11 protein-coding genes are annotated in these 13336 nt (G+C 70.0%); 10 read left to right on the top strand and 1 reads right to left on the bottom strand.

The window, feature by feature from the left end:
- Window positions 1–186 precede the first annotated feature (186 nt).
- The 10 genes from AB0J09_RS37820 to AB0J09_RS37775 all read left to right on the top strand — a co-directional run bounded on the left by AB0J09_RS37820 (window position 187) and on the right by AB0J09_RS37775 (window position 11877).
- Window positions 187–1260: a hypothetical protein gene (locus AB0J09_RS37820; RefSeq protein WP_360701824.1), complete on the top strand. Its 1074-nt coding sequence runs from the start codon at window positions 187–189 to the stop codon at window positions 1258–1260.
- An 11-nt stretch (window positions 1261–1271) separates the two neighbouring features.
- A complete protein-coding gene (locus tag AB0J09_RS37815; RefSeq protein ID WP_360701822.1) occupies window positions 1272–2414 on the top strand; it encodes a GNAT family N-acetyltransferase in 1143 nt (380 codons plus the stop codon).
- Between the two features lie 189 nt (window positions 2415–2603).
- A complete protein-coding gene (gene ruvC / locus AB0J09_RS37810; RefSeq protein WP_360701820.1) occupies window positions 2604–3134 on the top strand; it encodes a crossover junction endodeoxyribonuclease RuvC in 531 nt (176 codons plus the stop codon).
- A gap of 190 nt (window positions 3135–3324) precedes the next feature.
- Window positions 3325–3945: a Holliday junction branch migration protein RuvA gene (ruvA, locus tag AB0J09_RS37805; RefSeq protein WP_360701817.1), complete on the top strand. Its 621-nt coding sequence runs from the start codon at window positions 3325–3327 to the stop codon at window positions 3943–3945.
- Between the two features lie 432 nt (window positions 3946–4377).
- Complete coding sequence (gene ruvB / locus AB0J09_RS37800; RefSeq protein ID WP_360701814.1) at window positions 4378–5409, top strand: Holliday junction branch migration DNA helicase RuvB; 1032 nt, start codon at window positions 4378–4380, stop codon at window positions 5407–5409.
- A gap of 217 nt (window positions 5410–5626) precedes the next feature.
- The gene (yajC, locus tag AB0J09_RS37795) at window positions 5627–6010 is read left to right on the top strand and encodes a preprotein translocase subunit YajC (protein WP_360701811.1); all 384 of its coding nucleotides are present in this window, start codon (window positions 5627–5629) and stop codon (window positions 6008–6010) included.
- 91 nt (window positions 6011–6101) lie between these two features.
- On the top strand, window positions 6102–7871 hold the full coding sequence (gene secD / locus AB0J09_RS37790) for a protein translocase subunit SecD (RefSeq protein ID WP_360701826.1): 1770 nt from the start codon (window positions 6102–6104) through the stop codon (window positions 7869–7871).
- A 1-nt stretch (window position 7872) separates the two neighbouring features.
- Window positions 7873–8865, top strand: coding sequence for a protein translocase subunit SecF (gene secF, locus AB0J09_RS37785; RefSeq protein WP_360701809.1), 993 nt, complete (start codon window positions 7873–7875; stop codon window positions 8863–8865).
- Between the two features lie 120 nt (window positions 8866–8985).
- Window positions 8986–9504 (top strand): adenine phosphoribosyltransferase, encoded by a 519-nt coding sequence (locus tag AB0J09_RS37780; protein ID WP_360701806.1) that lies wholly within the window; start codon window positions 8986–8988, stop codon window positions 9502–9504.
- Between the two features lie 183 nt (window positions 9505–9687).
- A complete protein-coding gene (locus tag AB0J09_RS37775) occupies window positions 9688–11877 on the top strand; it encodes a bifunctional (p)ppGpp synthetase/guanosine-3',5'-bis(diphosphate) 3'-pyrophosphohydrolase (protein ID WP_360701803.1) in 2190 nt (729 codons plus the stop codon).
- 188 nt (window positions 11878–12065) lie between these two features.
- Here AB0J09_RS37775 and AB0J09_RS37770 read toward each other — a convergent pair whose 3' ends face one another.
- Window positions 12066–13157 carry a cupin domain-containing protein gene (locus AB0J09_RS37770; RefSeq protein ID WP_360701802.1) on the bottom strand — a complete coding sequence of 364 codons (1092 nt, stop codon included), beginning with the start codon at window positions 13155–13157 and terminating at the stop codon, window positions 12066–12068.
- Window positions 13158–13336 lie beyond the last annotated feature (179 nt).

Genomic DNA, 13336 nt, shown 5'->3' with positions numbered 1-13336 from the left:
GTCCCGTACGGCACCGTCGCGCCCGGCACGGCCCGCTCATACAGTGCCGCCCCGTCCGGTCCCGCCCAGCCATACGGCGCCGCCGCGCCCGGCTCCGTCCCATACGGCACCGTCCCGTCCGGTGGGTCCGTTCCTGGCGGCGGCACTCTTCCCCTTGGTGCCGGTGGGCCCGGCGGTGGTGGCGTGGTGCGTGCGATGCTCGTCGTGGGGGTGCTGCTCGCGATCGGCGCGCTCGCCGTCGGGCTCCAGGCGTTCTCGATGGGGCTGGTGCTCACCAAGGGCGGTCCTGAGCGCTCCACAGAGACGCTCGCGGGCCTCCAGTACGACTTTGCCTTCAGGATGGCCGAGTTCGGCCCTGGCGCGTCCATAGCGACCCTCACAGGGGTGATCCTCGGCGTGCTGGGCATCGTCGCGACCATCATCGCGGCGGCCTCCCGGCTGAGCATCACGCTGACCCCGCGCGTCACACCGGTGACGCCGGAAGGCGCGGGGGAGGCGCCCGCCGAGCGCAGGCCCCGCACCGCAGGCGTGGCCATCGGGGTGACGGCGCTGGTCGTCTTCGTGGCCGTCGCCCTGGTGCTCGCCTGGCCGTGGATCGACGGCGTGCTCGCCTCGCCCGACACCGAGGCGGGCGCCCTCCGCACCCAGGTGAACACCTGGGTGCCCGCGGTCGGCGGAGCGATCATCTCGGTCGGCGTCGCCTACCTGGCCGCACTCGGCATCGGCGGCCTGCGCCCGCTCGGGCGCGGGAGCGAGTGGCTGCTGCTGGTGTTCGCGCCGTGGCTGTTCGTCGGACCTGGCCCGCTCGGCGTCGCGAACTGGCAGACCATGCGCAACATGGGCCTCATCGACTCCTTCCTGGCCCTCTTCCCGCCTCTCCTGGTCAGCGTCCCCGCGCTGCTGGTGCTCACCCTGCTGTGCAAGGGGCTGGCGGAGCGCTCCGGCAAGGACTTCTTCAGCGGGGTCTTCCTGCCGTCGCTCCCCATGGCGGGCATCCTCGCGGGGGCCGTCGCCCTGGTGAACGCCCAGGACCTCCTCTGGCCGCTGCTGGTCGCCCAGAAGCCCACGCTGTTCACCTCGCCGGTCGCGCAGGTGTTCCAGCTCGGCGGCTTCTCCGTCCGCACGCCGGACGTCGGCGCCGCCACGCCGCTCCTCGTCGTCGCCGTCGCGCTGATCGCGGTCGTGGCCGCCCAGCTGCTCTACCTCGACAGACTCACCATCACGACAAATGGTTCGCGACCGCGTACCCCTGCTGCATAAGTTGGATGCTCGTGGATATTCGCGACCTGACTCCTGAGGACCTGGACGACGTCCTCGACGTTCGTAAGCGCTCGTTCGGTCCGCTCCCCGCGGGCGACGTCGAGAAGTGGCGCCGGTCGGTGCTCCCGGCGCTCGGCGAGGGCCGCTACCTGGGGGCGTTCGACGGCTCCAGGCTCGCCGGCGCCGCCCGGCTGCGCCAGTTCACGCAGTGGTGGCACGGCAAGCCGCAGCCGATGGCGGGCATCGCGGGGGTCACCATCAACCCCGAGGACCGCGGCCGCGGCCTCGGCACCCGGCTCATGCGGGCCGTCGTCGAACGGGCCGCCGCGCTCGGCGACGCGGTCTCCGCCCTCTACCCGGCGACCACGCCCATCTACCGCTCGATCGGCTACGAGCACGCCGGAGCCCAGCACAACGTGACGCTCCCCGCCGAGTCGCTGCGCCAGATCAGACCGTCCGGGCAGGTCAAGCTGCGCAGGATGGGCCCGGGCGACGCCGCCGAGCTCGTCTCCGTGCTCCATCGCGTCCACGCCGCCGCCCGCTCGAGCGGGCCCATCTCCTGGGACGAACCCACCTGGAGCCTGTGGCTCGAGAACGAGGACGACTTCCTCTACCTCGCCGAGGACGGCTTCGTCGTCTACAGCTGGCGCGGCGACGACCTCCAGGTCGAGAACCTCGTCGCCGGGTCCGGCGAGACCACCAGGGCACTGTGGTCCCTGGTGGGCAGCGCCTCCTCGATCGCGCACAACGTCGTCGCCTCCGTGGCCCCGGACGATCCGGTGCTGTGGCTGCTGCGCGAGCGGTCCAAGGACGAGGTGAAGCAGGCGCGGTGGATGTTCAGGGTGCTGAACGTGGCCGCCGCGGTCGAACGCCGTGGCTATCCGGCGTACGTCGCCTGCGACGCCGTGGTCACCGTGGACGATCCGCTGGCCGGCGGGGGGACGTGGCGGCTGGAGTTCGCGGGCGGGTCCTGCGCGGCCACCGCGGTCTCTGAGCCTGGGGTCGTGTTCAGCGCGAACGGGTTCTCGGCGCTGTATGCCGGGGTTCCGACGGCCACGCTGCGGATGTGCGGGCTCATGTCGGGCGACGAACGGTATGACGAGGCCCTCGACACGGCCTTCGCCGCCAAGCCGTACATGCTGGACTCCTTCTGATCCGGTGCGCTGATCGCGTGCGTTGATGCCCGCGCGCTGATTCCCCGTGCGCTGATCCGGCGCGCGACGGCCGGGGGCGGCGCGCGGGCGATTCCCCGGGTGTACGGGCGATTCTCGGTGCGTGGGCACCTTTGCCGGGGTAGAGTCTCGTGCCGAACAGGTGTTCGGCAGTGCGGGAAGGATGGGCCGGTGCGGGTGATGGGCGTCGATCCGGGGCTGACCCGGTGCGGCCTGGGCGCCGTGGAAGGGCGTCCAGGCACGCCGCTGCGGCTGGTGGCCGTCGGGGTGGTCCGCACCGGAGCCGACGAAGAGCTCGGCGCCCGGCTCGTCGGCATCGAGGCCGGGATCGAGCAGTGGCTCGACGACGTACGGCCCGACGCGGTGGCGGTCGAGCGCGTCTTCAGCCAGCACAACGTACGCACCGTCATGGGCACCGCCCAGGCCGCCGGGATCGCCGTCCTGTGCGCGGCCAGGCGCGGGCTGCCGGTGGCGCTGCACACGCCGTCCGAGGTCAAGGCGGCCATCACCGGCAGCGGCACGGCCGACAAGAAGCAGATCGGCGCCATGGTCACGCGGCTGCTGCGCCTCACGGAGATGCCCAAGCCCGCCGACGCCGCCGACGCCCTCGCCCTGGCAATCTGCCACGTCTGGCGCGGCGGCGCCCAGCACCGCCTCGCGGAGGCCCTCGCCCGGGCCACCCGAAAGGACCCCAGACCGTGATCCCCTGCCTGCGCCGTCATGTGTTCCAGCCACAGGCGGTGGACGAGGCGCAACGCGGGTCACGGGTGCGAGGGAGGCACGTCGCCGAGCGCCACCCACGGTGTGTCGTACGTGGTCGTGCGGGAGGATGTCAGGCTGTGAGCCTTGTCGGTGGCGCGTCGGCCGTGGCGGCGTGGAAGGATGGTGGGCTGTGATCGCGTCAGTGTCGGGAAAGGTGACGGCTATCGCTCCCGACGGAGCCGTGATCGAGGTTGGCGGCGTCGGCATCCTCACCCACTGCACACCCGGCACGCTCGCCACACTCCGGATCGGCGAGGAAGCGCGCCTGGCCACGTCGCTGGTGGTGCGGGAGGAGTCGCTCACCCTCTACGGGTTCGCCAGCGACGACGAGCGGGCCGTGTTCGAGCTCCTGCAGATGGCCAGCGGGGTCGGGCCCAAGCTGGCGCTGGCGATGCTCGCTGTGCACACGCCCAACGCGCTGCGCGTCGCCATGGCCAGCGCCGACCTCAAGGCGCTCACACAGGTGCCGGGGATCGGGCAGAAGGGGGCACAACGGATCGTGCTGGAGCTGAAGGACCGGCTCGGCACCCCCGAGGAGGCCGTCAACGCCGCGCTCAACGGGGCGCGGCGGGCGGCGGCGTGGCGCGATCAGGTCCACTCGGGTCTGGTGGGGCTGGGCTACTCCAGCAAGGACGCCGACGAGGCCGTCGCCACGGTGGAGCGGCGCGCCGACGCCGACCTGGCCGCGGGCCGTCAGCCCCAGGTCGCCGCACTCCTGAAGGCCGCACTCCAATCCCTGAGCCTTCGATGAGCGCCCCTTTCTCTCCCGGTGGGGCCGCTCTTCCCGGGTCCATCCGTTACGGCGGGGCCAGCGTAAACGCACGCGCCGACGCTCTTCCCGCGCTCATCCGTTACGGCAGGGCCAACGTAACCGCACGCGCCGACGCTGGTCTCCGTCTGTCATGGCCGGTCGTGAAGGCTCACGGGCTGCCCGCCGTTACGAGCGAGACGTTGGACTGTCACCGTGCCCCGGCTCGGCGCCGTTCGCATTGCGCCGGGCCTCGCCGCACGACATCCCGCCGATGCGGCGCGGTGCTGCGGCGTTCGTATGGCTTCGTGGCCGGCTGCCGCACGCATTGCGCCGTGCTGCGCTCCACCGCGTCTCATCGCGGTGGAGTGGTGAGGGGTGCCGTGGTCGGGTCGTGGGGTGTCGGTGGGGGAGCTGCCTGGAGGAGGTGGGGGCGTGGAGTTTGAGCGGGAGCTCGTGTCGCCCGATGCCGGGGGCGATGAGCTGCAGATCGAGGCGGCGCTCAGGCCCAAGCGGCTGAGCGAGTTCATCGGTCAGAGCCGCGTGCGTGAGCAGCTCTCCCTCGTGCTCGAGAGTGCGTTGCGCCGGCAGCGGCCGCCCGATCACGTGCTGATGAACGGGTCGCCGGGGCTGGGTAAGACCACGTTGGCCATGATCATTGCCGCGGAGCTCAACGCCCCGCTCAGGATCACCTCCGGGCCCGCGCTCGAGAGGGCCGGGGATCTCGCCGCCATCCTCTCCACGCTCGCCGAGGGCGAGGTGCTGTTCATCGACGAGATCCACCGGATGGCCAGGCCCGCCGAAGAGATGCTCTATCTCGCCATGGAGGACTTCAGGGTCGACATCGTCGTCGGCAAGGGACCGGGTGCCACGGCGATCCCGCTGGACATCGCGCCGTTCACGCTCGTCGGCGCCACCACCCGCGCCGGGCTGCTGCCGGCGCCGTTGCGCGACCGGTTCGGGTTCACCGCGCACATGGATTTCTACGAGGTCGGCGAGCTCGAGCAGGTGCTTTACCGGTCGGCCAAGCTGCTCGGCGTCGGGCTGCCGGAGGACGGCGCGTGTGAAATCGCCAAGCGGTCCAGGGGGACGCCTCGAATCGCGAATCGGCTGCTCAGGCGGGTGCGGGATTTTGCGGACGTAAGGGCCGATGGGGTGATAAACCGGGAAATCGCCTCGGCGGCGCTCAACCTGTACGAGGTCGACGCCGAAGGGCTCGACCGGCTCGACCGGGCGGTTCTGGGCGTGCTGCTGAAGAAGTTCGGCGGCGGCCCGGTCGGGCTGTCCACGCTTGCCGTCGCCGTGGGGGAGGAGCCGGAGACCGTCGAAGTGGTGGCCGAGCCCTTCCTCGTACGCCAGGGACTGCTGGCCAGGACCCCGCGCGGCCGGGTTGCGACCGCCGCCGCCTGGAGCCATCTCGGCATGACCCCGCCCCCCGACGCGTTCGGAGCATCCCTTTTCGACTGATCACAGAACGGTTGCAACCGTTTCAAATTGGGAACTTCCCCGCGCGCCGAAACGCTGCCTCGTTGCCGCGTTTCGCAACAAGCGCCTACACTCCGTGGCTTGGCTGGCTGTGTAGGCTGACGGGCTGAGCGGCGCGGCCCGAAGCAACGCACGGAATTTCCGGCGCGAGGCCGGTGTCAACTTCTTGTACGACTATGGAAGGTCGCCCCTTATGGACATGGGACAACTCGGAAGCATCCTGCCGCTGATTCTTCTGGTGGTGGTGTTCTACTTCCTGCTGATCCGCCCTCAGCGCAAGCGCCAGCAAGAGGCGGCCCAGATGCAGAACTCCTTGACGCCCGGCGCCCGGGTCATGACCACGACCGGTCTGTTCGGCACCGTGGTCGCGGTGGAGAATGAGGACGTGGTCCTCGAGGTGGCGCCAGGGATCGAGACCCGCTGGGTTAAGGCCGCGATCGGCCGCGTCGTCACGCCCGGGGACGCCCCCGCGGCCGACGAGTCCGCAGATGACGAGGCCGAGACCGGCGAGGAGGGCAAGAACGAGTCCGAAGCCACCGCGGAGCGCGAAGGCGGGCAGGACTCCAGCACGAAGCAGTCCTGACTAAGCTCTGCCACAAACCTCTACCCGAAAGAACTGACGACCAGTGGCCCGACCGACCAGCCGCCACAGCCGACCGGGGCGTACGCTCCTGGTGTTGCTGGCGCTCATCCTCGCCCTGGGCGGGACGATGTTCCTGCAGAAGGCGTTCACGCCGAAGCTGGGACTCGACCTCGCCGGCGGCACGACGATGACTCTGTCCCCCGTGACTCTCAACAACGCGGCACCGCCTGAGGAGATCCTCGACCGAGCGGTCAGCATCATCCGCGACCGAGTCAACGGCAACGGCATCTCCGACGCGGAGGTCGCCAAGTCCGGCAGCAACATCATCATCTCGATCCCGGGCGTCGGACAGAGCGAGGCCCTCAAGCTGGTCTCGACCACTGCGGAGATGCGCTTCCGCCAGGTGCTCGCCATGGCGGCCACCCAGGTGCCGCAGGACCTGGCCACCAACGCGCCGACGCCGACCTCGTCGGGCTCGGCGAGCCCGTCCGCCACGCCGAAGTCCGGTAAGTCCGGTAAGTCCAGCACCTCCCAGGCCACTACGCCCAAGCCCAGCACGTCCCCGACGGGCAAGGCGCTGTCGTCCGCGCTGACCGCGCCGACCCCCACCGCGTCGGCGGAGGCGCCCAGCGCCTCGGCGAGCGCGCAGCCGTCGGCGACGGAGAACCCCCAGAAGCAGCCGAAGAAGGGCCAGAACGCCAAGGCCACGCCGACGGCGTCCCCCACCGCCCAGGCCAGCACGCCGCCCGCGCAGGACCAGGGCATCAACACCCAGGGCGTCGACCCCGCGGTGCTGGCCCAGTTCAACAAGCTCGACTGCGCCAACCCGGCCAACCGCGGCCAGGGCGTCCAGGACGACCCGAAGAAGCAGTTCGCCGCCTGCGATGCCGACGGCAGCTACAAGTACGTGCTCGACGTCGCCAAGGTCGTCGGCACCGACATCGCCTCGGCGTCGTCGGGCGTCCGCCAGGGCACCGTCGAGTGGCTCGTCCAGCTCGACTTCAAGAGCCAGGGCGCGGGCGAGTGGGCCAAGCTCACCCAGACCGCCTACAACGCCCAGGAGCCGCGTAACAAGGTCGCGGTCGTGCTCGACGGCGTCGTCATCACCGCCCCCAACATCATCAGCCCGATCCCCGGCGGCCGTGCCGAGATCACCGGCGGTTTCGACCAGACCAGCGCCACCCAGCTGGCCGATCAGCTGAAGTTCGGCGCGCTGCCGCTGAAGTTCAAGCGCAGCTCGATCGAGACGGTCTCCTCCACCCTGGGCCAGGACCAGCTCCAGGGCGGCCTGATCGCGGGCATCATCGGCCTCGCGCTCGTGGTCGTCTACTCGATGCTCTACTACCGGGGCCTCGGCATCGTGGCGGTGCTGAGCCTCGCGGTCGCCACGATCCTGACGTACACGGCGGTGGTCGTGCTCGGCCACAACGCCGGGTTCCGGCTGTCGCTGCCGCACATCATCGGCCTTGTGGTCTCGATCGGCATCACCGCCGACTCGTTCATCGTGTATTTCGAACGAATACGAGACGAGATGAAGGAGGGCCGCCGGTCGCTCCGCGCGGCCGTCGAGGTGGCCTGGGTCCGTGCCCGGCGTACGATCCTGATCGCCGACGCCGTCATGTTCATCGCCGCGATCGTGCTGTACTTCCTGGCGGTGGGAGGTGTGGCCGGGTTCGCGTTCGCGATGGGCCTGACCACTCTGATCGACATCGTGGTGGTGTTCCTGTTCACGAAGCCGTTCATCGCCGTGCTGGCGAGGCTGAAGTTCTTCGCCAAGGGGCACCCGCTGTCCGGCCTCGACGCCGAGCGCATGAGCGAGGTCGGCTCGTCCGGCCGCCCGACCACTCCGCAGGAGGCCTGAGATGGGACTCGCGCGTCGCCTCTATCGCGGCGAGATCAACGTCGACTTCGTCGGCCGCTGGAAGCTGTGGTACAGCCTGTCCGGCTTCCTGCTGATCATCTCCCTGGCCGGGCTGCTGATCAACGGTCTCAACCTGGGCGTGGAGTTCAGGGGCGGCACGGTCTTCTCCTTCAAGGCGCCGACCGCCACCATCGAGCAGGTCCGCGAGGAGTTCGTCGCGGAGGGCGTGCACCAGCCGATCGTGCAGACGGCCGGCGACGGCTGGAGGGTCACCACCGAGACCCTCCAGGAGGGCACCCTCAACCAGGTGCAGGGCGCCCTCGCCAAGGACTTCAACGTCCCCACCAGCCAGGTCAGCGTCCAGTCGATCGGCGCGTCCTGGGGCGGTGAGGTCTCCCAGAAGGCCTGGATCGGCCTGGGCGTGTTCATGCTGGCGATCATCCTGTATCTGTCGATGGCGTTCGAGCCGAAGATGGCCTTGGCGGCGATCGTCGCGCTCATCCACGACCTCGTCATCACGGCCGGCATCTACGCCTGGTCGGGCTTCGAGGTCACGCCGGCCACGCTGCTGGGCTTCCTGACCATCCTCGGTTACTCGCTCTACGACGCGGTCGTGGTGTTCGACATGATCAAGGAGGTCACGGCCAAGCTGGGCCACACGTCGAAGCAGACGTACTCGATGGCGGCCAACAACGCGCTCAACCACACGCTGATCCGGTCACTGAACACCTCGCTGGTCGCGATCCTGCCGGTGGCGGCGATCCTGTTCATCGGCACCACGCTGCTCGGCGCGGGCACGCTGAAGGACCTGTCGCTGGCGCTGTTCGTCGGCATGATCGTCGGCACGTACTCCTCGCTGTGTGTCGCCACGCCGCTGCTGGTGACCCTGAAGGAGCGGGAGCCGAAGTACCAGGCCATCGCCAGGAGGCTCGCCTCCACAGGAGGTGGTAAGGGGTCGAAGGGCTCCAAAAACGCAGCGGTAGCCAAGGGGTAACCAGAGCCGCACACGTACGACGCCCTCGGCCTTCACGGGCCGGGGGCGTCGTTCTGTGCGGGCGGAATGCACCATCATGGAGCCCGGCACACCGCCGGTGGAGAATTGCGAGGAAATGCCATGACCGAGCTCAGCACGATGATCCTGGACAAGATCAGGGACGTGCCCGACTACCCCAAGCCGGGCGTGCTGTTCAAGGACATCACCCCGTTGCTGGCCGACCCGGTCGCCATGGCGGCCGTGGTGGACGAACTGGCCGGGCTCCGCCAGGTGGACAAGATCGTTGGGATCGAGGCGCGCGGGTTCATCCTCGCGGCCCCGGTGGCGTACCGGGCGGCGGCCGGGTTCGTGCCCGTGCGCAAGAAGGGAAAACTGCCTGCCGCGACTCTTGAAGAGTCCTACGATCTGGAGTACGGCTCCGCCACCATCGAAGTCCACCGTGACGCCTTCACGCCCGGCGACCGCGTTCTCGTGGTCGACGACGTGCTGGCCACGGGCGGCACCGCGAGGGCGGCCGTGGATCTGGTGAAGAGGGCCGGAGCCGAGGTCGTCGGCATCGCCGTGCTGATGGAGCTGGCCTTTCTCAAGGGACGTGAGCGTCTGCCGGGAGTGGAGTTGCACTCCCTCGTGATCGTCTGAGCCCGCCCGCGACGGTCCAGGTTCGCCGCCTGGATACACTGGGGAACCTGGACTCGAACGTGAGGAGCCATTGCGTGAGGAGTCTGTGTGCCCCGTGATGTGGTCGCGCCCGACGTAACCGACGCCGGCAATGCCGATGCGCCCGGCGTTCCGGCGCGTCGAAGGCGGTTTGGGGGTGGGGCCATGAATCCGGTGCTGGAGCCGTTGTTCCGTACGGTCCGCGCCACCCACCCCAAGGCTGATCTGCGCGTGATCGAGCGTGCCTACGATGTCGCCGCCTACCACCACCGCGACCAGAAGCGGAAGTCCGGCGACCCGTACATCACGCACCCGCTGGCCGTGGCCACGATCCTGGCCGAGCTCGGCACCGACGACGAGACCCTGTGCGCCGCGCTGCTGCACGACACGGTGGAGGACACCGCCTACAGCCTCGACGAGCTGCGCGGCGACTTCGGCGACACCATCGGGTCCCTGGTCGACGGCGTGACCAAGCTGGACAAGGTGAAGTTCGGCGACGCCGCCCAGGCCGAGACCGTGCGCAAGATGGTCGTCGCCATGTCGCGCGACATCCGCGTACTGATCATCAAGCTCGCCGACCGGCTCCACAACATGCGCACCATGCGCTATCTGCCCGAGCACAAGCGCCACCAGAAGTCCCGCGAGACCCTCGAGATCTTCGCCCCGCTGGCCCACCGCCTGGGCATGAACACGATCAAGTGGGAGCTCGAAGACCTCGCCTTCGCCATGCTCTACCCCAAGCGCTACGACGAGATCGCCCGCATGGTGTCGGAGCGCGCGCCGCGCCGCGACCTGTTCCTGCAGGAGGTCATCGAGAAGGTCTCCGGCGACCTGCGCGAGGCCAAGATCCGCGCCGTGGTCAAGGGCCGGCCGAAGCACTACTACTCGGTCTACCAGAAGATGATCGCCCGCGACGTGGCGTTCGACGACATCTACGACCTGGTGGGCATCCGCGTGCTGGTCGACAGCGTGCGCGACTGCTACGCGGCGCTCGGCACCATCCACGCCCGGTGGAACCCGGTGCCGGGGCGGTTCAAAGACTACATAGCGATGCCCAAGTTCAACATGTACCAGTCGCTGCACACGACGGTGATCGGTCCCGAGGGCAAGCCGGTGGAGCTGCAGATCCGCACCCACGCCATGCACCACAGGGCCGAATACGGCGTGGCCGCCCACTGGAAGTACAAAGAGGAGGTCGGCACGCCCGGCCCCACGGGCAAGGTCAAGCCGGGCAGCGACATGGCCTGGCTGCGCCAGCTCCTCGACTGGCAGAAGGAGACCTCCGACCCGGGCGAGTTCCTGGAGTCGCTGCGCTTCGACCTGTCGGTCTCCGAGGTCTACGTGTTCACCCCGAAGGGGCAGGTCATCGCGCTGCCCGAAGGGGCCACGCCGGTCGACTTCGCCTACGCCGTGCACACCGAGGTGGGCCACCGCTGCATCGGCGCCCGGGTCAACGGGCGGCTGGTGCCGCTGGAGTCGCGGCTCGGCAACGGCGACACGGTCGAGATCTTCACCTCCAAGTCGCCCGACGCCGGTCCTTCGCGCGACTGGCTGAAGTTCGTCAAGTCGGGCCGGGCCCGCAACAAGATCCGGCAGTGGTTCTCCAAGGAGCGCCGCGAGACCGCGATCGAGGCGGGCAAGGAGGCCATCGGGCGGGCCATGCGCAAGCAGGGCCTGCCGCTGCAGCGGCTGATGTCCGGCGAGGCGCTGCTCGCGCTCGCCCGCGACCTGCGCTATCCCGATGTGTCCGCGCTCTACGCGGCCGTGGGGGAGGGGCACATCGCCGCCCAGGCCGTCGTGCAGAAGCTCGTGGCCTCGATCGGCGGCGTCGACAGCGCCGAGGAGGACATCGCCGAGACCTCCCTGCCCACCCGGCTCCGCGGCCGTCCCCGCGGCGGCGGCGCGGGCGTGGTCGTGGCGGGCGACGCCGACGTGTGGGTACGCCTGTCGAAGTGCTGCACCCCGGTGCCCGGTGACGAGATCGTCGGGTTCGTGACTCGAGGGCACGGGGTGTCGGTGCACCGGGCCGACTGCACCAACGTGCAGCAGCTCAAGTCGCAGCCGGACCGGCTGGTCGAGGTCAGCTGGTCGCCCAGTGACGACAGCGTGTTCCTGGTGGCGATCCAGGTGGAGGCGCTGGATCGGCCGCGGCTGCTGTCGGACGTCACGCGTACGCTGTCCGACCAGCACGTGAACATCCTGAGCGCGTCCGTGACGACGTCGCGGGACCGGGTGGCGATCAGCAAGTTCACGTTCGAGATGGGGGACCCGAAGCACCTGGGACACGTGCTCAAGGCCGTGCGCAGCATCCAGGGCGTGTTCGACGTCTACCGGGTCAGCGGCGCGGGCGGCTGACCCACCCCGCGTGTCTGCGCGCCGAGCGGCCAGGGCGGCGTCTGCGCGCCGAGCGGCCAGGGTGGTGCGCGGGCGGGGCGCGCTCTCGGGGCGTTTGGGGCCTGTCGTGCCAGGCGGATGCGCCGTAGGCAGGTTGCCGCCCAGCGGAGGCCCCCACAAGAGGCGGGGCGTCGGTGGGCAGGGCGGAGTCAGCGGGGGCGGAGGTCGGGGAGGTTGACCACGATGGCCTCCTGCGTGCTGCGGGCGATGACGACCACGGCCTCCTGGGACGAGTCGGGATTCTCCTCGCGATGAGGCACATACGGCGGGACGAAGATGTAGTCGCCGGGCTTCGTGTCCAGCCGCACCTCCCGGTCGTCCTCCAGGAACACGAACGACGGCGTGCCGCTGACCACGTAGATGGCCGTCTCCGAGGCCCCGTGGTGGTGGTCGGACGAGCGGGTGGCGGGGGCGACGTGGGTCTGGCCCATCCACAGCCGCGAGGACCCGGCGGTGGCGCCGCTGATCGCGGCCAGCCGGCGCATGCCGGAGCTCTGCGCCGTCTCGCCCGAGAGCTCCCCTGAGGGCACGTGACGGAGCGGCAGGTGGAACGGGTCACCCTCGGCCCGGTAACCCTCCCAGAGGCGCCCTCCAGCGCGTTCCAGCACGTCCGAGGCGACGCCGGTCAGCCGTACGGAGTCATCGTGGGCGGCGAGCAGTTTCTCGGCCAGCTCCGGGTCGTGTGCGCGCAGCTCGCGCAGCAGCCACTTCCCGCTCCCCTGCCACCTGCGCCCCAGGCCGAGCGCCATCCTGGCCGTCTCCTGCACCACCTGCCAGCGGACGAACGTCTGCTCGCCCGGATCCGTGGCTCCCGACAGGTCGTCCAGGAGGTCCGACAGGGCGTATCTGGCCTGTTCGGCCTGTGAGCTCGTCAGACCGCCCGGTCCGGCCGCCAGGCGCTCGCTCAGCGCCGCCTGGAGGTCGCTGGCCCGGCCGCTCGTCCGGTCGGTCAGCACCGCGCCCTCGGCGCACATGCGGGCCAGGCTCGGCTGGCGCCTGTCGAAGTCCTTGTCGAGGTAGGCGTTAAGGCTGGTCTCACTGTGCACGAACAGCTCGACGGGCCACTCGCGCCACCGCAGTGACTCGCGATACGGGGTGGGCAGACCGTCGAGCACCACCACGACGTCGAGGTCGGAGGTGCTGGTGCGGTGCTCGGTGAGGGCGCTCCCGCCGACGAAGGCGTACAGGGCTCCCGGGAACATGTCCTCGACGAGGGCACGTGCGGCGCTGACCGGATCCATGCCCGCCAGCCTAGGTCTCCGCCCACTCCGCCGCTGCCCCATTTCACGCACCGGCTACTGCCGGCTCCCTGGGTTCGCCGCCATCCCGCTGCCCGTGGCGCGCGCCCCGCCCCCACCACCACGACTCGCGGTCTCTGCTCCATGCCAAGGTCCATGGCCCTGCCGGCGGCTCTCAAACC

The sequence above is a fragment of the Nonomuraea sp. NPDC049784 genome (genome assembly GCF_040659615.1).
GTDB lineage: Bacteria > Actinomycetota > Actinomycetes > Streptosporangiales > Streptosporangiaceae > Nonomuraea.
This window is presented reverse-complemented; position numbering and strand designations above follow the sequence as displayed.

Coding starts and splice junctions, on each gene's coding strand:
- secF (WP_360701809.1), top strand. CDS start 7,873: ATGGGACTCGCGCGTCGCCTCTATCGCGGCGAGATCAACGTCGACTTC.
- AB0J09_RS37775 (WP_360701803.1), top strand. CDS start 9,688: ATGAATCCGGTGCTGGAGCCGTTGTTCCGTACGGTCCGCGCCACCCAC.
- AB0J09_RS37770 (WP_360701802.1), bottom strand. CDS start 13,157: ATGGATCCGGTCAGCGCCGCACGTGCCCTCGTCGAGGACATGTTCCCG.
- yajC (WP_360701811.1), top strand. CDS start 5,627: ATGGGACAACTCGGAAGCATCCTGCCGCTGATTCTTCTGGTGGTGGTG.
- AB0J09_RS37780 (WP_360701806.1), top strand. CDS start 8,986: ATGACCGAGCTCAGCACGATGATCCTGGACAAGATCAGGGACGTGCCC.